Annotated in this window: 18 protein-coding genes and 1 tRNA gene; 11 read left to right on the top strand and 8 right to left on the bottom strand. The window is 71.8% G+C overall.

Translation table 11 applies throughout. From position 1 onward, the window contains the following. The first annotated feature begins 120 nt into the window (after nucleotides 1-120). Nucleotides 121-1,344: a PrsW family intramembrane metalloprotease gene (locus O9K63_RS07165; RefSeq protein WP_277241884.1), complete on the top strand. Its 1,224-nt coding sequence runs from the start codon at nucleotides 121-123 to the stop codon at nucleotides 1,342-1,344. Here the strand turns inward: O9K63_RS07165 and O9K63_RS07160 are convergent, their stop codons facing one another. Beyond that, the gene (locus O9K63_RS07160) at nucleotides 1,345-2,022 is read right to left on the bottom strand and encodes a 4'-phosphopantetheinyl transferase family protein (protein ID WP_277241882.1); all 678 of its coding nucleotides are present in this window, start codon (nucleotides 2,020-2,022) and stop codon (nucleotides 1,345-1,347) included. It lies immediately after the preceding gene. 75 nt (nucleotides 2,023-2,097) lie between these two features. On the opposite strand from O9K63_RS07160, the gene O9K63_RS07155 reads away from it, so the two are divergent. From O9K63_RS07155 to O9K63_RS07130, 6 genes are all read left to right on the top strand, one after another. Then, nucleotides 2,098-2,174: transfer RNA gene (locus tag O9K63_RS07155), tRNA-Arg, on the top strand. Nucleotides 2,175-2,252: 78 nt separating this feature from the next. Next, entirely contained in the window at nucleotides 2,253-3,971 is a 1,719-nt protein-coding gene (locus O9K63_RS07150; RefSeq protein WP_277241881.1) for an ABC transporter, read from the top strand. Further along, nucleotides 3,968-5,626 (top strand): GTPase family protein, encoded by a 1,659-nt coding sequence (locus O9K63_RS07145; protein ID WP_277241878.1) that lies wholly within the window; start codon nucleotides 3,968-3,970, stop codon nucleotides 5,624-5,626. Before O9K63_RS07150 ends, O9K63_RS07145 begins: the two co-directional genes overlap by 4 nt. A gap of 132 nt (nucleotides 5,627-5,758) precedes the next feature. Next, on the top strand, nucleotides 5,759-6,316 hold the full coding sequence (locus O9K63_RS07140) for a single-stranded DNA-binding protein (RefSeq protein WP_277241877.1): 558 nt from the start codon (nucleotides 5,759-5,761) through the stop codon (nucleotides 6,314-6,316). A gap of 50 nt (nucleotides 6,317-6,366) precedes the next feature. Continuing rightward, nucleotides 6,367-8,049: an energy-dependent translational throttle protein EttA gene (gene ettA, locus O9K63_RS07135; protein ID WP_277241875.1), complete on the top strand. Its 1,683-nt coding sequence runs from the start codon at nucleotides 6,367-6,369 to the stop codon at nucleotides 8,047-8,049. A gap of 17 nt (nucleotides 8,050-8,066) precedes the next feature. After that, on the top strand, nucleotides 8,067-8,672 hold the full coding sequence (locus O9K63_RS07130; RefSeq protein WP_277241873.1) for a pentapeptide repeat-containing protein: 606 nt from the start codon (nucleotides 8,067-8,069) through the stop codon (nucleotides 8,670-8,672). A gap of 34 nt (nucleotides 8,673-8,706) precedes the next feature. Here O9K63_RS07130 and O9K63_RS07125 read toward each other — a convergent pair whose 3' ends face one another. After that, the gene (locus O9K63_RS07125) at nucleotides 8,707-9,309 is read right to left on the bottom strand and encodes a TetR/AcrR family transcriptional regulator (RefSeq protein WP_277241871.1); all 603 of its coding nucleotides are present in this window, start codon (nucleotides 9,307-9,309) and stop codon (nucleotides 8,707-8,709) included. Between the two features lie 116 nt (nucleotides 9,310-9,425). Between O9K63_RS07125 and O9K63_RS07120 the strand changes: the two genes are divergently transcribed. The 4 genes from O9K63_RS07120 to moaA all read left to right on the top strand — a co-directional run bounded on the left by O9K63_RS07120 (nucleotide 9,426) and on the right by moaA (nucleotide 12,659). Then, nucleotides 9,426-10,580 carry an acyl-CoA dehydrogenase family protein gene (locus O9K63_RS07120; protein ID WP_277241870.1) on the top strand — a complete coding sequence of 385 codons (1,155 nt, stop codon included), beginning with the start codon at nucleotides 9,426-9,428 and terminating at the stop codon, nucleotides 10,578-10,580. Between the two features lie 155 nt (nucleotides 10,581-10,735). Beyond that, nucleotides 10,736-11,227 (top strand): MogA/MoaB family molybdenum cofactor biosynthesis protein, encoded by a 492-nt coding sequence (locus O9K63_RS07115; protein ID WP_277241868.1) that lies wholly within the window; start codon nucleotides 10,736-10,738, stop codon nucleotides 11,225-11,227. Next, nucleotides 11,227-11,661, top strand: a complete 435-nt coding sequence (locus tag O9K63_RS07110; RefSeq protein WP_277241866.1) for a molybdenum cofactor biosynthesis protein MoaE — start codon at nucleotides 11,227-11,229, stop codon at nucleotides 11,659-11,661. Before O9K63_RS07115 ends, O9K63_RS07110 begins: the two co-directional genes overlap by 1 nt. After that, nucleotides 11,661-12,659: a GTP 3',8-cyclase MoaA gene (gene moaA / locus O9K63_RS07105; protein ID WP_277241864.1), complete on the top strand. Its 999-nt coding sequence runs from the start codon at nucleotides 11,661-11,663 to the stop codon at nucleotides 12,657-12,659. Before O9K63_RS07110 ends, moaA begins: the two co-directional genes overlap by 1 nt. Nucleotides 12,660-12,682: 23 nt before the next feature. Here the strand turns inward: moaA and O9K63_RS07100 are convergent, their stop codons facing one another. The 6 genes from O9K63_RS07100 to O9K63_RS07075 are packed head-to-tail and all read right to left on the bottom strand — an operon-like array spanning nucleotide 12,683 to nucleotide 16,683. Then, entirely contained in the window at nucleotides 12,683-12,922 is a 240-nt protein-coding gene (locus O9K63_RS07100; protein ID WP_277241862.1) for a MoaD/ThiS family protein, read from the bottom strand. Continuing rightward, entirely contained in the window at nucleotides 12,922-13,203 is a 282-nt protein-coding gene (locus O9K63_RS07095) for a DUF6457 domain-containing protein (RefSeq protein WP_277241860.1), read from the bottom strand. The genes O9K63_RS07100 and O9K63_RS07095 overlap by 1 nt, the downstream gene beginning before the upstream one ends. Continuing rightward, entirely contained in the window at nucleotides 13,200-13,814 is a 615-nt protein-coding gene (gene mobA, locus O9K63_RS07090) for a molybdenum cofactor guanylyltransferase (RefSeq protein ID WP_277241858.1), read from the bottom strand. Before mobA ends, O9K63_RS07095 begins: the two co-directional genes overlap by 4 nt. Then, a complete protein-coding gene (moaC, locus tag O9K63_RS07085; RefSeq protein WP_277241856.1) occupies nucleotides 13,811-14,290 on the bottom strand; it encodes a cyclic pyranopterin monophosphate synthase MoaC in 480 nt (159 codons plus the stop codon). The genes mobA and moaC overlap by 4 nt, the downstream gene beginning before the upstream one ends. Next, entirely contained in the window at nucleotides 14,291-15,517 is a 1,227-nt protein-coding gene (locus O9K63_RS07080) for a molybdopterin molybdotransferase MoeA (protein ID WP_277241854.1), read from the bottom strand. Next, on the bottom strand, nucleotides 15,514-16,683 hold the full coding sequence (locus tag O9K63_RS07075; protein ID WP_277241852.1) for a ThiF family adenylyltransferase: 1,170 nt from the start codon (nucleotides 16,681-16,683) through the stop codon (nucleotides 15,514-15,516). The genes O9K63_RS07080 and O9K63_RS07075 overlap by 4 nt, the downstream gene beginning before the upstream one ends.

The raw sequence follows: 16,683 nt of genomic DNA, 5'->3' as shown, positions 1-16,683 counted from the left end.
GTCGGACGGGTTGTGGGTCGGTGCAGTCACGGCGATCACCCTATCGACCCCCGCGTGGGCGGCCACGACGACCGAGAACTTCTGCTCATACCGGCTCCCGCGCTCGATTAGCGTGGGGGCATGAGTTCATCGCCGCCCCAGCCCGGGCACGCCGCCCCGCCGCCCGCCGAGCAGCAGGCGTGGCTGCAGTACCAGCAGTACACCCCCCAGTACGTCACGGCCCAGGCGCAGATGAACCCCACTCCGCGACCGAGGCTGCGCAGATGGCTCCTCGGCGGACTCATCGTCGCGGCATCCCTGGTGCTCGCCTCGCTCTTCGCCCTCCTCTACGGCTACAGCTTCGGCGTCGTGTGGACGCTCGTGGGCCTCCTCGCCGCACTGCTGCCGCTGACCCTCGTGCTCCCGCTCTTCCTGTGGCTCGACCGATTCGAGGCCGAGCCGTGGCGTTACCTCGTGACCGCCTTCCTCTACGGAGCGCTCGGGTCGACGGCATTGGCGATCGTCGTCAACTCCCTCGGCGGAGCCGTCCTCATGGGCGTCACCGACGAGCGGTCGGCCAGCATGCTCACCGCCGTGCTCGTCGCGCCCTTCACGGAGGAGACCTTCAAGGGCCTCTTCCTGCTCGTCATGTGGTGGTTCATGCGCCACGAGTTCAACGGCCTGACGGATGGCATCGTCTATGCCGGGGTCGTCGCCGCGGGCTTCGCCTTCACCGAGAACATCCAGTACTTCGCCGGGGCGGCGATCGAGCACGGCCTCGGTGGGTTCGCCACGACCTTCGTCATGCGCGGGATCATCAGCCCGTTCCTGCACCCGATGTTCACGACGATGATCGGCATCGGTGTCGGCCTGGCCGCCGTCTCGCACTCCCGGTCCACCAAGGTCGTCGCGCCGGTCATCGGCTGGTGTGCCGCCGTGCTGCTGCACGGACTGTGGAACCTCTCCGCCTCCTCCGGCGACGGCGCCGGTCTCCTCCTGGGCCTCGCGGGCGGGTTCGTCGCCTTCGTCGCCTTCCTGACCTTCGTCGTGTGGACGCGACGCCGTGAGGGCCGGATCATCGGGGAGTTCCTCACGCCGTACGCCGCGACCGGGTGGCTCACGAGCGAGGAGGTGGGGATGCTCTCGTCGATGAAGGCCCGTCGGCAGGCCCGCTCGTGGGTGAAGCACCACCGCGGGAACGTCGGCACGGCGTCCATGCGCAGCTTCCAGGACTGCGCCTCGGAGCTGGCCCTGCTGCGCCGACGCATGCACCGGCACCCGGTGGACGCGCAGACGCTGCTGCGGGAGCGGGTGCTGCTCGACTCGATGACCGCCCGGCGACGCGAGTTCGCCGGCCTCGGGTAGTCAGCCGCCGACGACCTCGAGCGGCTGGTCGGTGAGGCCGGCGACGGCCGCCCGGTGGTTGGCGGTCGTGAGGTCGAGGTCGACGAGGGAGACGGCCGGCGGTGCGGGCTCCTCGGCACGCCAGGCGACGAGGCCCGGTGCCTCGAGTGGCCCGGTCACGAGGATCTCCGACGGGTCGACGACCAGGCCGTGGCCGGTCGCCTTGAGGATGGCCTCCTTGCGGGCCCAGACCCGGGCCCGGGCGACGAGGAGGTCGCGCCCCTGCAGCCCCTCGAAGGCCGCGAGCTCCTCGCGCGCCAGGGTGACGTCCGCGAAGCCCTCGAAGTCGGCGTCCGTGAGGTCCTCGGTGTCGACGCCGACGTCGATCCCCTCCGCGACGACCACGACGGCCAGCGCAGAGGTGTAGGAGAGCGAGAAGTGCCACCCCGGCGCGTCGACGAGGCTGGGCTTGCCGTGCAGCTCGCTGCGGCAGGTGGTGCACCGGCGCTCGAACGTCAGGCCGGCCGGGTCCCTGTCGAGGAGCTCGCCCAGCGTGCGGCGCACGAGGGCGTGCCCGGTGACGAAGGGGGCCGGGTCACGCTTGCGCTCGGCCCGGGCGCGCTCGCCCTCGTCGAGCAGCCCGAGGTCGGGGAGGCCGTCGTCGACCTCCGCCTCACGCACGGTGACTCTCGCGGACATGGCTCCGATCATGACAGGTCGCGCGGCTCACTACACTGGAACCACCCTCGTCGTGGAGACCCGCGGCCGGGGAATGCCTCCGTAGCTCAGCTGGACAGAGCAAGGGCTTTCTAATCCCGAGGTCGCGAGTTCGAGTCTCGCCGGGGGCACCACGGTGCGGACCCTCGACGCCCGGCCACGACCCACGCTGGGTGGCTCGTGATGGCCGTCTCGCTGGATAGGGTGTGGCCATGGTTGGGAAGAGCGCAGGGCAGGTCGGCCTCGACGACATGCTCGCTCGGGTCTCCGCCCTCCGCGACGAGATCGAGCGCAACGATCTCCCCCTGGACCTCGAGTCCACCCGCGAGGCAGCCCGGGAGCGTGCCGCGCTCCTCGACCAGCTCGACGACCACGTCATCCCCCGGCTGTCCTCGATGGATGCGCCCCTGCTGGCCGTGGTCGGGGGGTCGACCGGTGCGGGCAAGTCGACGCTGATCAACTCCATCCTCCGCCATGAGGTCTCGCGCTCCGGCGTGCTCCGGCCGACGACGACCAGTCCGGTCCTCATCCACCACCCCGACGACGCGCCGTGGTTCCGCGACGGGCGGGTCCTCCCTTCGCTCGCCCGGGTCACCGGGGGCGACGCCGAGCCCCAACCGGGGACGGTGCGCCTGGAACCCTCCGGCGACCTCCCCCCGGGGATGGCGATCCTCGATGCCCCGGACATCGACTCGGTCGTCTCCGCCAACCGTGAGCTGGCCGTCCAGCTCCTGGCCGCCGCCGACCTGTGGCTCTTCGTCACGACGGCGGCGCGCTACGCCGACGCCATCCCGTGGCGGCTGCTGCGTCAGGCCTCCGACAGGGGGACCGCCGTGGCGATCGTCCTCGACCGGGTCGACCGGCCGGGCGCGGCCGAGGTGCGCTCCCACCTCGTCGAGATGCTGCGTGGGCAGGGGATGGGCACCGCGCCCGTCTTCACCGTGCCCGAGGCCGACCTGGACGACCGGGGCTTCGTCCCCGAGGAGGACATCGCCCGCATCCGTGGCTGGCTCACGGCGCTCGCCGGGGACCAGAAGGCCCGCAGCATCATCGTCCGCCAGACGCTCGAGGGCGCCCTGCGCTCGCTCGACGGCCGCCTCGAGTCGCTCGTCGGTGCCACGCGTGCCCAGCGCGACGAGGTCGCCGGTCTGGTCAAGGTCGTCTATGACGCCTACGACCGTGCCGAGGAGGGCGTCACCGAGGGGATGAAGGACGGACAGCTCCTGCGGGGCGAGGTCCTGGCCCGGTGGCAGGAGTTCGTCGGGACGGGTGAGTTCTTCCGCAAGGTCGAGAAGGGGGTCGCCCGGGTCCGCGACCGCATCACCGCCTCGGTGCGCGGCCCCGAGCCGACCGCCGAGCTGGACGAGGCCCTGCAGACGGGCGTCTCGGCGCTCCTGCTGGCCGAGGCCGACACGGCCGCGGCGACGATCGCCCGCACCTGGCGGGGCACCGAGGCGGGACCGGTCGTCCTCGACGAGCACCCCGAGCTCGCCCGGTCCTCGCGAGGGATCGAGGAGGAGGTCGAGCGGCTCGTGCGTGACTGGCAGGGCGACGTGCTCGACATCGTCCGGGCCGAGGGCGCCAACCGTCGCACCAATGCGCGCGTGGCCGCCTACGGGGTCAATGGCATCGGCCTGTTCCTCATGCTCGTCTCCTTCGCCCACACCGGTGGGGTGCTCGTCGCCCCCGAGGTCGCCATCGCCGGTGGGACCACCGCCCTGGCGCAGAAGGTGCTGGAGGCGGTCTTCGGCGACCAGGCCGTGCGCGAGATGGCCAAGAAGGCGCGGCAGCTCCTGCTGGAGCGCGTGGACGCCCTCTTCACCGCCGAGCGGGAGCGCTACACGGCGGTGACCGGCGAGCTGACCGTCAGCGAGGCCCGGATCCGGCGCCTGCAGAAGGCCGTCGCCGCCGTCGAGGAGGGTCTGCGGTGAGCCCGCTGCCCTCCCTTCGCCGCAAGGACGGCTCCGCCGCGCTCGCCGCGGAGGAGATCACCTCCCGCGCCGAGGCGCTGGCACGGGCCCTCGCGAGCGGTGGGGCGCGTCTCGAGCCCGGCCCCGCCGCACGGGCACGCGAGGTCCTCGGCAAGGTCTCGGAGCGCAGCGCCCTCGTCGGCGGGCGCACCGTCGTGGCACTGGCCGGGGCGACCGGGTCCGGCAAGTCCTCGCTCTTCAACGCGCTGGCAGGTGCGGACGTCGCCACGGTCGGCCTGCGCCGACCCACGACCTCCACGCCGACGGCCGCGGTGTGGGGTGACGAGCCGGCCGGCGAGCTGCTCGACTGGCTGTCCGTGGGCGCCCGACACCAGGTCCCCACGTCCGGCGACGCGGACCTGGACGGTCTCGTGCTCGTCGACCTGCCCGACTTCGACTCGCGGGAGGAGGCCAACCGCGAGGAGGCGCGCCGGGTGCTCGAGCTCGTCGACGTCTTCGTCTGGGTCACCGACCCGCAGAAGTACGCCGACTCGGTCCTCCACGACGAGTACGTGCGGGTCCTGCACGAGTACGGCGCGGTCACGCTCGTCGTCCTCAACCAGGTCGATCGTCTGCCTCGGGGCGGGCAGGAGCAGGTCACCGCCGACCTGACCCGGCTGCTCGAGCGCGACGGCCTAGATCGTCATGAGGTCATCGCCACCTCGACCGTCACCGGAGCCGGGATCGACGAGCTGCGAACCCACCTCGAGCGCGCCGTGGAGCACGCGGACGCCGTGCGACACCGGCTGGCCGCGGACCTGCGCACCGCTGCCGAGGGTCTGGGCGACTCCGTCGCGGACACCGACGCGGGGGTCTCCGACCGCGCCCGCGAGGAGCTCGTCGACGCCCTGTGCCGCAGCGCGGGCGTCCCCATCGTCGTCGACGCCGTCGCGCGGGACTACCGCCTGGAGTCGTGGGCGCGGACCGGGTGGCCGTTCACCCGGTGGGTCCGCGCCTTCCGGCCGGCACCGTTGAAGCGCCTGCGGCTCGACAAGAACGACACGGCCGCCCCCGACATCACCGAGCAGGACATGAGGGCCGTGCTCGGCCGCTCCTCGATCCCACCGCCCGCACCGGCCGCGCGTGCCGCCGTCGACCTCGCCGCCCGACGCATCGGGACCACCGCGGGGGAGGGCCTGCCGACCCGCTGGGCGGATGCCGTCGCCGACGCCGCACGACCGGCCGACCACGACCTCGCGGACGACCTCGACCAGGCCGTGCTCGCGACGTCGTTGCGGGCGGGCAAGCCGCTGTGGTGGCCGGTCTTCGGGACGCTGCAGGTCGTCTTCGCCCTTGCCGCGGTGGTCGGACTGGTCTGGCTCTTCGTCATCGGGGCCGCTGCCTGGCTGCAGCTGCCCGAGATCCCGACCTTCGACGTGGGACCCTTCGCCACGCCCTTCCTGCTGCTCGTCGGAGGGCTGCTGGCCGGTCTCCTGCTCGCGGCCCTGGCCCGGTGGCTGGCCCGCATCGGGTCCCGCCGGCGTGCGGCGGTGGTCCGGGGTCGACTGCGCGCATCCATCGGTCGGGTCGCGGACGAGCGCGTCGTCGAGCCGGTGCACCAGGTCCTCTCCGAGCACGCCGACACCCGCGCGGACCTGCGCCACGTCCTGCGCTGACCGTCCACAAGGTCGACCGTCCCTCGGGCGCGGTCCACATCCCGTGGCGATCCGTGGTCCCTCGACCGGGGACTGGCGAGGGTGGTTCCCACGAGCCCACCAGCCGAGGTGGGCGGGAGAGAGGACCACCTGATGAACGAGACCGAGCTGACCGTCGCCGGGCGCCTCGTCGCCGACCCCGAGCACCGCACCACCCGAGCGGGGGTGCAGTTCACCATCTTCCGGCTGGCCACCAACGCGCGCCGGCGCAACCGGGAGGGCGTCTTCGTCGACGGCCCGACGAGCTACTACAACGTCGCGACCTACCGCTCGCTGGGGATGAACTCGCACACGTCGTTGCACAAGGGCGATCCGGTCGTCGTCCGTGGCCGCCTGACGATCAACGACTTCCAGCGGGCCGACGAGTCGTGGGGGTCCTCGGCCGACATCGACGCCTACAGCGTCGGCCACGACCTGACCTTCGGGACGACGGAGTACCTGAAGTCCGGACGGGCCGGCGACTCCGCCGCGCAGGCCGCCGGCGAGGGCGGGTACGACCGGCTGAAGGAGCGGCTCGAGCAGGAAGTGGGGCAGGACGGGCAGTCCTGGGGGGCGCCCCCCGCGGCGACCGGGGCGAAGGGGGGACCGCCGGCCCCCGAGGAGCCGGTCGCCGCGCACGAGCCCGAGGAGGTCGAGCCGGTGTCCGCATGAGCCCTGGTGGACGATTCGGGCATGGGGGCGGGAGTGGATAGCCTGCCCCCATGGCCGACTACATCTACACCATGGTTCGCGCGCGCAAGGCGCACAACGAGAAGGTCATCCTCGATGACGTCTCGATGTCCTTCTTCCCCGGAGCCAAGATCGGGATGGTCGGGCCCAACGGGGCCGGCAAGTCGACCATCCTGAAGATCATGGCCGGGCTCGACCAGCCGAGCAACGGCGAGGCGAGCCTCAAGCCGGGCGCGAGCGTGGGCATCCTGCTGCAGGAGCCGCCGCTGAACGAGGAGAAGACCGTCCTCGGCAACGTCGAGGAGGGCGCCGGCGAGATCAAGGCCAAGCTCGACCGCTACAACGAGATCTCCGAGGAGATGGCCGACCCGGACGCGGACTTCGACGCGCTCATGGAGGAGATGGGCAAGCTCCAGGAGGAGATCGACCACGCCGACGCGTGGGACCTCGACTCCCAGCTCGAGCAGGCCATGGACGCGCTGCGCTGCCCGCCGCCGGAGGAGTCGGTCACCCACCTCTCCGGTGGTGAGCGCCGTCGCGTCGCGCTGTGCAAGCTCCTGCTGCAGAAGCCCGACCTGCTGCTCCTCGACGAGCCCACCAACCACCTGGACGCCGAGTCGGTGCTGTGGCTCGAGCAGCACCTCGCCGGCTACCCCGGTGCCGTCGTCGCCGTCACGCACGACCGGTACTTCATGGACAACGTCGCGCAGTGGATCGCCGAGGTCGACCGCGGCCGGCTCTACCCCTACGAGGGCAACTACTCCACCTACCTGGAGAAGAAGCAGGAACGCCTGCAGGTCCAGGGCAAGAAGGACGCGAAGCTCGCCAAGCGGCTGAAGTCCGAGCTCGAGTGGGTCCGTTCCAACGCCAAGGCCCGCCAGACGAAGTCCAAGTCCCGACTGGCGCGCTACGAGGAGATGGCGGCCGAGGCCGAGCGCACCAAGAAGCTCGACTTCGAGGAGATCCAGATCCCGCCGGGCCCGCGCCTGGGCAGCAAGGTCATCGAGGTCGAGGGCCTGAAGAAGGGCTTCGACGAGCGGGTGCTCATCGAGGACCTCTCCTTCAGCCTGCCGCGCAACGGCATCGTCGGCATCATCGGTCCCAACGGCGTCGGCAAGACCACGCTCTTCAAGACCATCGTCGGCATCGAGGAGCCGGACGCGGGCACCGTCGACATCGGGGACACGGTCAAGCTGTCCTACGTCGACCAGAGCCGCGGCGGGATCGACCCCGAGAAGAACGTCTGGGAGGTCGTCTCCGAAGGGCTCGACTTCATCCAGGTCGGCAACGTCGAGATCCCCTCGCGCGCCTATGTCAGCCAGTTCGGCTTCAAGGGGCCGGACCAGCAGAAGAAGGCCGGTGTGCTCTCCGGTGGTGAGCGCAACCGCCTCAACCTCGCGCTGACCCTCAAGCAGGGCGGCAACGTGCTGCTGCTCGACGAGCCGACGAACGACCTGGACGTCGAGACCCTCGGTTCGCTGGAGAACGCCCTGCTGGAGTTCCCGGGCTGCGCCGTGGTCATCTCGCACGACCGGTGGTTCCTCGACCGCGTCGCGACGCACATCCTCGCCTACGAGGGCACCGAGGCGGACCCGGCCAAGTGGTACTGGTTCGAGGGCAACTTCGAGGGCTACGAGGCGAACAAGATCGAGCGTCTCGGTGAGGACGCCGCGCGTCCGCACCGCGTCACCTACCGCCGCCTCACCCGCGACTGAGCCGCTCCGGCGGACCCGTGTCCTCCCTGCTCGACCAGGTCGGCGGCCGCACGAGCATCGTCGACGAGGTGCTCACCGGTGACCTCGACGAGGGCGAGCGACTCGCCGGGGTCGAGCTCGTCGGCTGCCCCCTCCGGGACGCGAGCTGGGCCGGTGCGCAGCTGGCCGGGGTCCGTCTCGAGCGGTGCACGGTCGAGCGGGTCGACCTGTCGCGCGTGCGCCTGCCCGATGCCGTCCTCGACGGGTGCACCTTCACCGGGTGCAAGGCCCTGGCCACCTCCTGGTCGACGATGCGCGCACCCATGATCCTGCCGGAGCCCACCACCTGGACCGACTGCCAGCTGTCGATGGGCAGCTTCAGCGAGCTCGACCTCACCGGCGCACGGTTCGAGCGGTGCGTGCTCTCCGACGCGGACTTCGACGGTGCGATCCTCGCGGACGTCGTGATGGACGACTGCTCCCTGGCCGGCGCGCGGTTCGTGCGCGCGGACCTCACGGGTGCCGACCTGCGCGGTGCCCGCGACTACGTCATCGATCCGCGGGCGACGAATGTCCGGGGTCTCGCGGTCGACCGTGTCGGCGCGCTCGGGCTGCTCGCTCCCTTCGCCGTCGTCGTCGACTAGGACCTCGCCAGCAGGTCTGCATCAGACCTGCAGGCTATGCCGCCCCCACGAGCCGCAGCGCGAGTCGGCCGTACTCGGCGCCGATGTCCTCGGGGGTGCGCCGGACGCCCGGGTGGTACCAGCGCGCGACGTCGACGACGAGCGACATCGCCGCCAGTGCGGTCACCCGCGTGTCCTCGACGGAGAACTCACCGGAAGCGACCCCGTCGGTGATGATCCGCTCGACCACCCCGTCGATCTCCCGGCGCAGGGTGAGGACCTCGCGCTGGTGCTCGGGGGCGAGGTGGCGGAACTCGTACTGCACGATGCGGGCGACCTGGTACTGCTGGGCGTGCCAGCGGGCGAAGGCCGAGATGACCTCCTCGAGGGCGGCGGTGGGGGAGTCGGCCTCGGCGGCAGCCGCGGCGAGCGCGTCACGCGCCTCCTCGTGGCCGACGCGGCTGAGCTGGAAGAGCAGGTCCTCCTTGCTCGCGAAGTGGACGTAGACACCGGCGGGGGAGAGCCCGGCGCGCGAGGCGATGTCGCGGGTCGTCGTCGCGTGGAAGCCCTTGTCCGCGAAGGCGTCGGCGGCCGCCTCGAAGAGGCGTACGACCGTGGGGTTGTCGTGCGCGGGCAGGTTGGGTGTCGGTGCCGTCACGGTTGACAGCATGCCCTCATCCGACGAGACTAAGCAAGCGCTTAGTCAACGTTTTCTCGAGCCCGCACGGCCTCGAGGCAGCATGTCGGCACATCACGTGCCAGAGAGGTGTGGCAATGCCCCGCAACATCTACGAGGAGGACCACGAGTCCTTCCGTTCCTCCGTCCGGGAGTTCGTCGAGCGCACGCTCGTGCCCCGCGCCGAGTCGATGATCGCCGAGCACACGATCCCGCGTGAGGTCTGGCTCGAGGCCGGCAAGCAGGGGTTCTTCGGGCTGACCATCCCGGAGGAGTTCGGCGGCGCCGGCATCGATGACTACCGCTTCAACGCGGTCCTCGGGGAGGAGCTGGCGAAGTTCAACGCCGCGACCTCCTCCTGCTTCGGCATCCACTCCGACATCACCGCCCCGTACATCGTCGCGCTGGGCACCGAGGAGCAGAAGCAGCGTTGGCTGCCGGGCGTCGTGACCGGGGAGAAGATCCTCTCGATCGGCATGACGGAGCCCTCCGGCGGGTCCGACCTCGCCGCCCTGAAGAGCACCGCGGTCAGGGCCGACGACGGTTCCGGGGACTGGATCATCAACGGCTCCAAGACCTTCATCACCAACGGCTACCAGTGCGACCTCGCGGTCGTGGCGGTCCGGACCGACCCGACCAAGGGCGCCAAGGGCATCTCGTTGTTCGTCCTGGAGAAGGAGGACGAGGGCTTCACCAAGGGCAAGCCCCTGGACAAGGTCGGCCAGCCCGAGTCGGACACCTCGGAGCTGTTCTTCGACAACGTCCGCGTGTCCGGCGACCGTCTCCTCGGGCCCGAGGGGATGGGCTTCATCTCGATGATGCAGAAGCTGCCCCAGGAGCGTCTGGGCAATGCCGTCGGCAACATCGCCAACGCGCGCCAGATCCTCGAGGAGACGATCGAGTACACCAAGGAGCGCAAGGCCTTCGGACAGCCGATCGGCACCTTCCAGCACAACAAGTTCAAGATCGCCGAGCTCGTCACCAAGGTCGAGGTCTCCGAGGCCTACATCGACGACTGCGTCATGGCCCACGTCGAGGGCAGGCTCACCGCCGTCGACGCGGCCAAGGCGAAGTGGTGGGCCGGCGAGATCCAGTGCGACGTCCTCGACGAGTGCGTCCAGCTGCACGGCGGCTACGGCTTCATGAACGAGTACCGCGTCGCCCGCGCCTGGAAGGACGCGCGCGTCCACAAGATCTGGGCCGGGACGAACGAGATCATGAAGGAGCTCATCGGCCGCGACCTGGGTCTCTGAGCCATTCCACGACGTGCTGTCGGCTGGGCCCGAGAGGGCGCGGCCGGCAGCACTCGTCTTTCCTCGGTGTGGCAGCGATGATTGGGCGAACCCCGGGTAGGGGGGTTGATGAGACCTGAGACACTGGAGGGAACGTCGAAATGGAGGGAGGCCCGGTGGCCGTTCCGGCACATGTCATCTCCGTCTCCGACCGCGCCGCCGCCGGCGTGCGGGAGGACCTGTCGGGACCGCCTGCCGTCGAGCGCCTGCAGGCCGCTGGTTACGACACGAGCTCCAGCCTCGTGCCCGACGGGGCCGACGAGGTCGAGCAGGTCCTGCGCGCCGCGCTGGCCACCGGGGCGCGCCTCGTGATCACCTCGGGCGGTACCGGCGTGGGTCCCCGCGACCGCACCCCGGAGGGCACCGCGCCGGTCCTCGACCGCGAGCTCCCCGGCGTCGCCGAGCTGCTGCGGGCCGAGGGGGCGCGCAAGACCCCCTTCGCCGCACTCTCCCGTGGCCTCGTGGGTGTCGTCGATGCGGGGCCCGACCGCCCCGGAGCCCTGGTCGTCAACCTGCCCGGCAGCCCGAAGGGGGTCAGTGAGGGACTGGACGTCCTCCTGCCCCTCGCGGGCCACATCCTCGACCAGTTGTCCGGAGGCGACCACTGATGACCCGTACCGCCTGGATCTCCACCGAGGCGATCGACCTGGCCGCCATGCTCGCGAGCGTCGACCAGCCCGCCCACGGGGCCGTCGCGAGCTTCGTCGGGCAGGTCCGTGACCACGACCCCGAGGCCGCGGGGCAGGTCGTCGCCCTGCGCTACACCTGCCACCCGGACGCGCAACGGTTCATCGAGGAGGTCGTCGCCCGGACCGCCGCGCAGCACGACCCCGATGACCAGACGGACGTGTCCGCCACCCACCGGATCGGCGACCTCGACGTCGGCGACCTCGCGCTCGTCGTCGTCGTCGGCAGTGCCCACCGGGACCTGGCCTTCACGCTCTGCCGCGCCGTCGTCGAGGCGATCAAGCACGAGCTGCCGGTATGGAAGCAGCAGTTCGAGGTCGACGGTTCCCACGTATGGTCAGGAATGAGTTGCTGATGCCCCGCCCACTGATGGACACCCACGGTCGCCTGCACCGGGACCTGCGTGTGTCGCTCACCGACAAGTGCAACCTGCGCTGCACGTACTGCATGCCGGCGGAGGGCGTCCCCCTGCTGCCGAAGCAGGAGATGCTCACCACCGAGGAGCTCCTGCGAATCGTCGGTATCGCCGTCGACGCCGGTGTCGAGGAGGTGCGCCTGACCGGCGGTGAGCCCCTGCTGCGCCCTGACGTCGTCGACATCGTCGCCGGTATCTCCGCGATGGAGAGCGCCGCCGGCCCCGTGGAGGTCTCCATGACGACGAACGCGCTGCGCCTGCCCACGCTCGCCGAACCGCTGCGGCAGGCCGGCCTGTCGCGGGTCAACATCAGCCTGGACACCCTGCAGCCGGAGCGGTTCAAAGCGCTGAGCCGCCGCGACCGCTTCGAGGACACGATGGCCGGCATCGATGCCGCGGACCGGGCGGGTTTCCACCCGGTGAAGATCAACACGGTCCTGATGCGAGGAGCCAACGACGACGAGGCGGTGGAGCTGCTGCGTTGGGCGGTGGAGCGCGGCTTCGAGTTGCGCTTCATCGAGCAGATGCCGCTGGACGGCGGGCACGAGTGGCAGCGGTCCGACATGGTCACCGGCGCCGAGATCCTCGAGAAGCTGCGCACCGAGTTCACCCTCACGGAGGTGGCCGGCCGCGGTGCCGCCCCCGCCGAGCTCTTCCACGTCGACGGCGGACCGGCCAAGGTCGGGGTCATCGCGTCGGTGACGATGCCCTTCTGCGGGGCCTGCGACCGGCTGCGGCTGACCGCGGATGGTCAGCTGCGCTCGTGCCTCTTCGCCCAGGGCGAGACGGACCTGCGCACTCCACTGCGGGAGAGCGGCGACCCGGAGGAGATCGTGGACCTGATCCACTCCTGCCTGGCGGGCAAGAAGCCCGGGCACGGGATCAACGAGCCCGGGTTCCTCCAGCCGCCGCGGCCGATGAGCGCGATCGGGGGCTGAGCCCCACCCCCCGGCGCTGTGTCTCAGCCTCCGGCGAAGGGGGGCAGCACGTCGATCGTGTCGTCCGGCTGCACGGGGGCGGAGTCGTCGTCGACGTAGCGCCCCTCGTGCAGGACCGAGCAGCGCGGCAGCACCTCGGCGAGACGCTCGCCGTGGGTGCGACGCACCGCGGCGAACACCTCGCCGATGGTCGAACCGTCGACCTGCTCCTCATCGGTCCCGGCGGCCTCGGCCGCCCCGGCGAAGTAACGAACCCGTGCCATCACGCACCGTCCTTGTCTGGTTGGTCCTTGATCGTCGCGGCGATGGCCCGACGCATCGACTCGATGTCCACCGGACGGCCCTGGGCCTCGAGGTGCCCGACGGCCACCCCGAGGATGTAGGCACCCACCGGAGCCATCGGCCGCTCGAAGCCGTGCGCGATCTGCCGGGTGAGGACGTGCACCCCCCGGACGTCGACGGACTCGGGCTCGATGCCCACCGCCGCGCAGGCGTCCTCGATCCAGTCGGCCCAGCGGGCCTCCGCGGAACTCAGGTCGGTCATCGTCGTCCCTCCAGGGTCTCCACCCAGCGGGCGTGGTCGGTCCAGGTGTCGATGTCGGCCACGTCGTCGTCCCCGGCGGGGACGGTCACGAGCGTCGACTCGGCGAGCAGGCTGTGCATCGACCGGTCGCGCGGGCTGTCGAAGCGCTCCAGCGCCCGCCGCAGGGAGGCCGTGCGGTGGATTCCGAAAAGCCACTGCGGGCGCCCCGAGGCGTCGGCGAGGCACCAGCCGTCATGCTCGTCGGTGTCGACGGCGTCCGTGCGCAGGGCGTGGGCCCACGCGGCGACGAGCCGGCCGAGCGCAGGCAGCGGGTCGGCGAGGTCGCAGGCGAGCAGCACGGTCCACTCGGCGGTCGGTCCCGTCGTGGCGAGGGCGTCCAGGCCCGCGGCGACACCGGCGACCGGGCCACCCCTTGGGGGGTCCTCCACCGTGCGGTGCACCCCCTCGGGGACCTCGACGTCCCCGACCACGACGATCTCGCGGGCGTCCGCGACGGCGACGAGGACCCCGTCGATGAGGCGGCGACCACCCAGCTCGACATCGGGCTTGCTCACGCCCCCGAGCCGTCGTGCGGCGCCGCCGGCGAGCACGATCGCATCGAAGGGGATCATGCGTCCTCCCGCCGCCATGTGCCGCTGCGGCCGCCGGTCTTCTCGAGGAGGCGGACGTCGGTGATGTGGGCGCTGCGATCGCGGCCCTTGACCATGTCGATGACGGAGAGGGCGGCGACGGTGACGCTGGTGAGCGCCTCCATCTCCACCCCGGTCCGGTCGGCGGTGCGCACCGTGGCGGTGATGTCGACCCCATCGTCGGTGATCTCGAGGTCGACGACGGCGCCGTGCACCCCGATGACGTGCGCGAGCGGGAGCAGCTCGGGGGTCTTCTTCGCGGCCTGGATGCCGGCGATGCGCGCGACCGCGAGCACGTCCCCCTTCGGCACGGCGCCGTCACGGAGCAGGGCGACGGTCTCGGGGGAGGTGGCCACGTGCCCGGCAGCCGTGGCGGCGCGGACCGTGGGCACCTTCTCGGTGACGTCGACCATGCGGGCATTGCCCCGGTGGTCGAGGTGGGTCAGCGGGTGGTCCATCTACAGGCTCCTGATCTGCACGAGGTCGCCGGCGACGACCTCGTCGGTGTCCTCGGGGACGATCGCCACGGCGTGTGCGCCGGCCAGGGAGGTGACCATGTGCGAGGCCGACCCGCGGCGGTGCGTGGGCGCCGCGAGCAGACGTCCGCCCTCGTCGCTCGTCAGTGCCACGGGCACGAACTGGCGGCGTCCCGCGGGGGAGCGCCATCCCGTGGCGGCGACCGCGGTGGTCGGCCCGTCCGGCTGCTCGCGACCCAGCAGGTGGTCGATGAGGGGGCGACCGAAGACCTCGAAGGAGATGGCGGTGCTCACCGGGTTGCCGGGAAAGGCGAGCACGGGCACGCCGTTCCAGCGGGCCCACCCCTGGGGCTTGCCCGGCTGCATGCGCACGTGCCGGAAGACGCCTTGGCCGGAGCGCTCGAGGACGATCCTGGAGACGTCGAAGGCACCGACGCTCACCCCGCCGGTGAGCAGGACGAGGTCGGCGCCGGAGGCGATCGTGTCGAGGCCTGCCGCGAAGTCGGCGGCGTCGTCGGCGAGCACGACCGCATGGCTCACGGTGGCGCCGAGCTCGATGAGGGTGGCAGCGAGGTGGGTGCCGTTGGACTCGAAGATCTGCCCGCGCCCGAGGCTCCCACCGGGGGAGACCAGCTCGTCGCCGGTGGCCGCGACGGCGACGACGGGTCGGCGGCGCACGGTGACCGTCCCGGTCCCCGCAGCGGCGATGCTGCCCAGCACGCGACCGGTGACCGTCGTCCCGGCGTCGGCGATGACGTCGCCGGCGCTGACGTCCTCACCGGCCCCGCGCACGTGCCGCCCCGCCTCCGGTGCCTCGGTGATGGTGACGACGTCCGTCCCGCCGTCGGTGAGCTCGACGGGGACGATGGTGTCGGCAGCAGCCGGCACGGGAGCCCCGGTCATGATGCGCACGCAGTGACCGGCCTCGAGCGCGGGGTCGTCGGCGGAGCCGGCGGCGACGTCACCGACGACCTGCAGGGACGCCGGCACGGTGGCCACGTCGGCCTGCCGCACGGCATAGCCGTCCATTGCCGAGTTGGCGAAGGCCGGCACGTCACTGACCGCGCGAACTGGCTCGGCGAGCACCCGCCCGAGGGCCTGGCCCAGAGGCAGGTCCTCCGTCTCGGTGATCGGGCCGGCCCCCTCGAGCAGGTCGGTCAGCAGCTCCTCGAGGTACTCCTCGACCGTGAGCAGGGCGCGGGGCGTCATGGGGTCTCCTGCCGGTGGGGGACGGGGGTCGGCCAGGCGAGCATCCCGCCCTCGAGGACGAAGAGCCGGTCGTACCCCCGGGCGCGCAGGGCGGTGGCCGCAAGGTGGGCGCGGGGCCCGGCGCGGCACACGAGCACGACGTCGCGGTCGGTGGGCACGTCGGCGCTCGAGGAGGGGTCGGAGGTCAGCGTCGAGACCGGGATGTGCGCGGCGCCCGCGACGACGCCCTCGGCCAGCTCGTGGGCGTCCCGGACGTCGAGGACGAAGGGGGCGTCCGCCCCGTCCAGTCGGCCCGCCAGGTCCGCGGGGGACACGAGGGGGGTGGTCACCCCTTCGTCGGTTGGGGCCTGCGGGGTGGCACGGCGGAGCGGCCGCCGCCGTGGGTGGGTCCCCGTCGGGCGCGCGGCCAGCGGGATCTCCCGCTGGGTCATGGCGAGGACGTCGATGAAGAGGACGCGGCCGAGCAGCGAGCGGCCGACGCCCGTGATGAGCTTGATGGCCTCGGTCGCCATCATCGAACCGACCTGGCCGACGAGGGGACCGACGACGCCGGCGTCACCGCAGGCGGGGACCGTGCCCGGGGCGGGAGGCTGTGGGAAGAGATCGCGCAGCCCCGGGCCCGGGACGCCCTCGGGGGCCCCGGGCCAGAAGACGGTCAGGTGGGCCTCGGTCCGGTAGACCGCCGCCCAGACCAGGGGGATCCCGAGCTCGTCACAGGCGTCGGCCACCGCGTACCGGGTGGCGAAGTTGTCGCTGCCGTCGAGCACCAGGTCGTGCTCGTCGAGGATCTCGGCGGCATTCGAGGGGTCGAGGTGGTCACGGACACCGACGACCTCGATGTCGGGGTTGAGGGCGCGGACCCGCTCGAGCGCGCTGTCGACCTTCGGCCGGCCGACGTCCGCTGCGGCGTGGATGACCTGGCGCTGGAGGTTCGTCTCGTCGACGAGGTCGTCGTCGATGACGGTGATGCGTCCGACGCCCGCGCCGGCGAGGTAGAGCATCGAGGGCGAGCCCAGCCCTCCGGCGCCGACCACGGCGACCCGGGACGCCAGGAGGCGGCGTTGCCCGAGCTCGCCGATGGTCGGCATGAGCAGGTGTCGCGAGTACCGGCTGACCTGCGCGGCGGTCAGTGTGGGCCCCGGGGCGACGAGGGCGGAGAGGGTCAT

Origin of the sequence: Janibacter cremeus, from assembly GCF_029395675.1 — a bacterium.
Lineage (GTDB): Bacteria > Actinomycetota > Actinomycetes > Actinomycetales > Dermatophilaceae > Janibacter > Janibacter cremeus_A.
Note: the sequence above shows the minus strand (reverse complement) of the source record. Positions and strands in the feature narration are given on the sequence as shown.

Bases quoted from the DNA above. Each gene is read 5' to 3' on its own strand.
- O9K63_RS07120 (WP_277241870.1), top strand. From the start codon at position 9,426: ATGCCCCGCAACATCTACGAGGAGGACCACGAGTCCTTCCGTTCCTCC.
- O9K63_RS07080 (WP_277241854.1), bottom strand. From the start codon at position 15,517: ATGACGCCCCGCGCCCTGCTCACGGTCGAGGAGTACCTCGAGGAGCTG.
- ettA (WP_277241875.1), top strand. From the start codon at position 6,367: ATGGCCGACTACATCTACACCATGGTTCGCGCGCGCAAGGCGCACAAC.
- O9K63_RS07140 (WP_277241877.1), top strand. From the start codon at position 5,759: ATGAACGAGACCGAGCTGACCGTCGCCGGGCGCCTCGTCGCCGACCCC.
- O9K63_RS07100 (WP_277241862.1), bottom strand. From the start codon at position 12,922: ATGGCACGGGTTCGTTACTTCGCCGGGGCGGCCGAGGCCGCCGGGACC.
- mobA (WP_277241858.1), bottom strand. From the start codon at position 13,814: ATGATCCCCTTCGATGCGATCGTGCTCGCCGGCGGCGCCGCACGACGG.
- O9K63_RS07165 (WP_277241884.1), top strand. From the start codon at position 121: ATGAGTTCATCGCCGCCCCAGCCCGGGCACGCCGCCCCGCCGCCCGCC.
- O9K63_RS07075 (WP_277241852.1), bottom strand. From the start codon at position 16,683: ATGACCCTCTCCGCCCTCGTCGCCCCGGGGCCCACACTGACCGCCGCG.
- moaA (WP_277241864.1), top strand. From the start codon at position 11,661: ATGCCCCGCCCACTGATGGACACCCACGGTCGCCTGCACCGGGACCTG.
- O9K63_RS07160 (WP_277241882.1), bottom strand. From the start codon at position 2,022: ATGTCCGCGAGAGTCACCGTGCGTGAGGCGGAGGTCGACGACGGCCTC.
- O9K63_RS07110 (WP_277241866.1), top strand. From the start codon at position 11,227: ATGACCCGTACCGCCTGGATCTCCACCGAGGCGATCGACCTGGCCGCC.
- O9K63_RS07150 (WP_277241881.1), top strand. From the start codon at position 2,253: ATGGTTGGGAAGAGCGCAGGGCAGGTCGGCCTCGACGACATGCTCGCT.
- moaC (WP_277241856.1), bottom strand. From the start codon at position 14,290: ATGGACCACCCGCTGACCCACCTCGACCACCGGGGCAATGCCCGCATG.
- O9K63_RS07095 (WP_277241860.1), bottom strand. From the start codon at position 13,203: ATGACCGACCTGAGTTCCGCGGAGGCCCGCTGGGCCGACTGGATCGAG.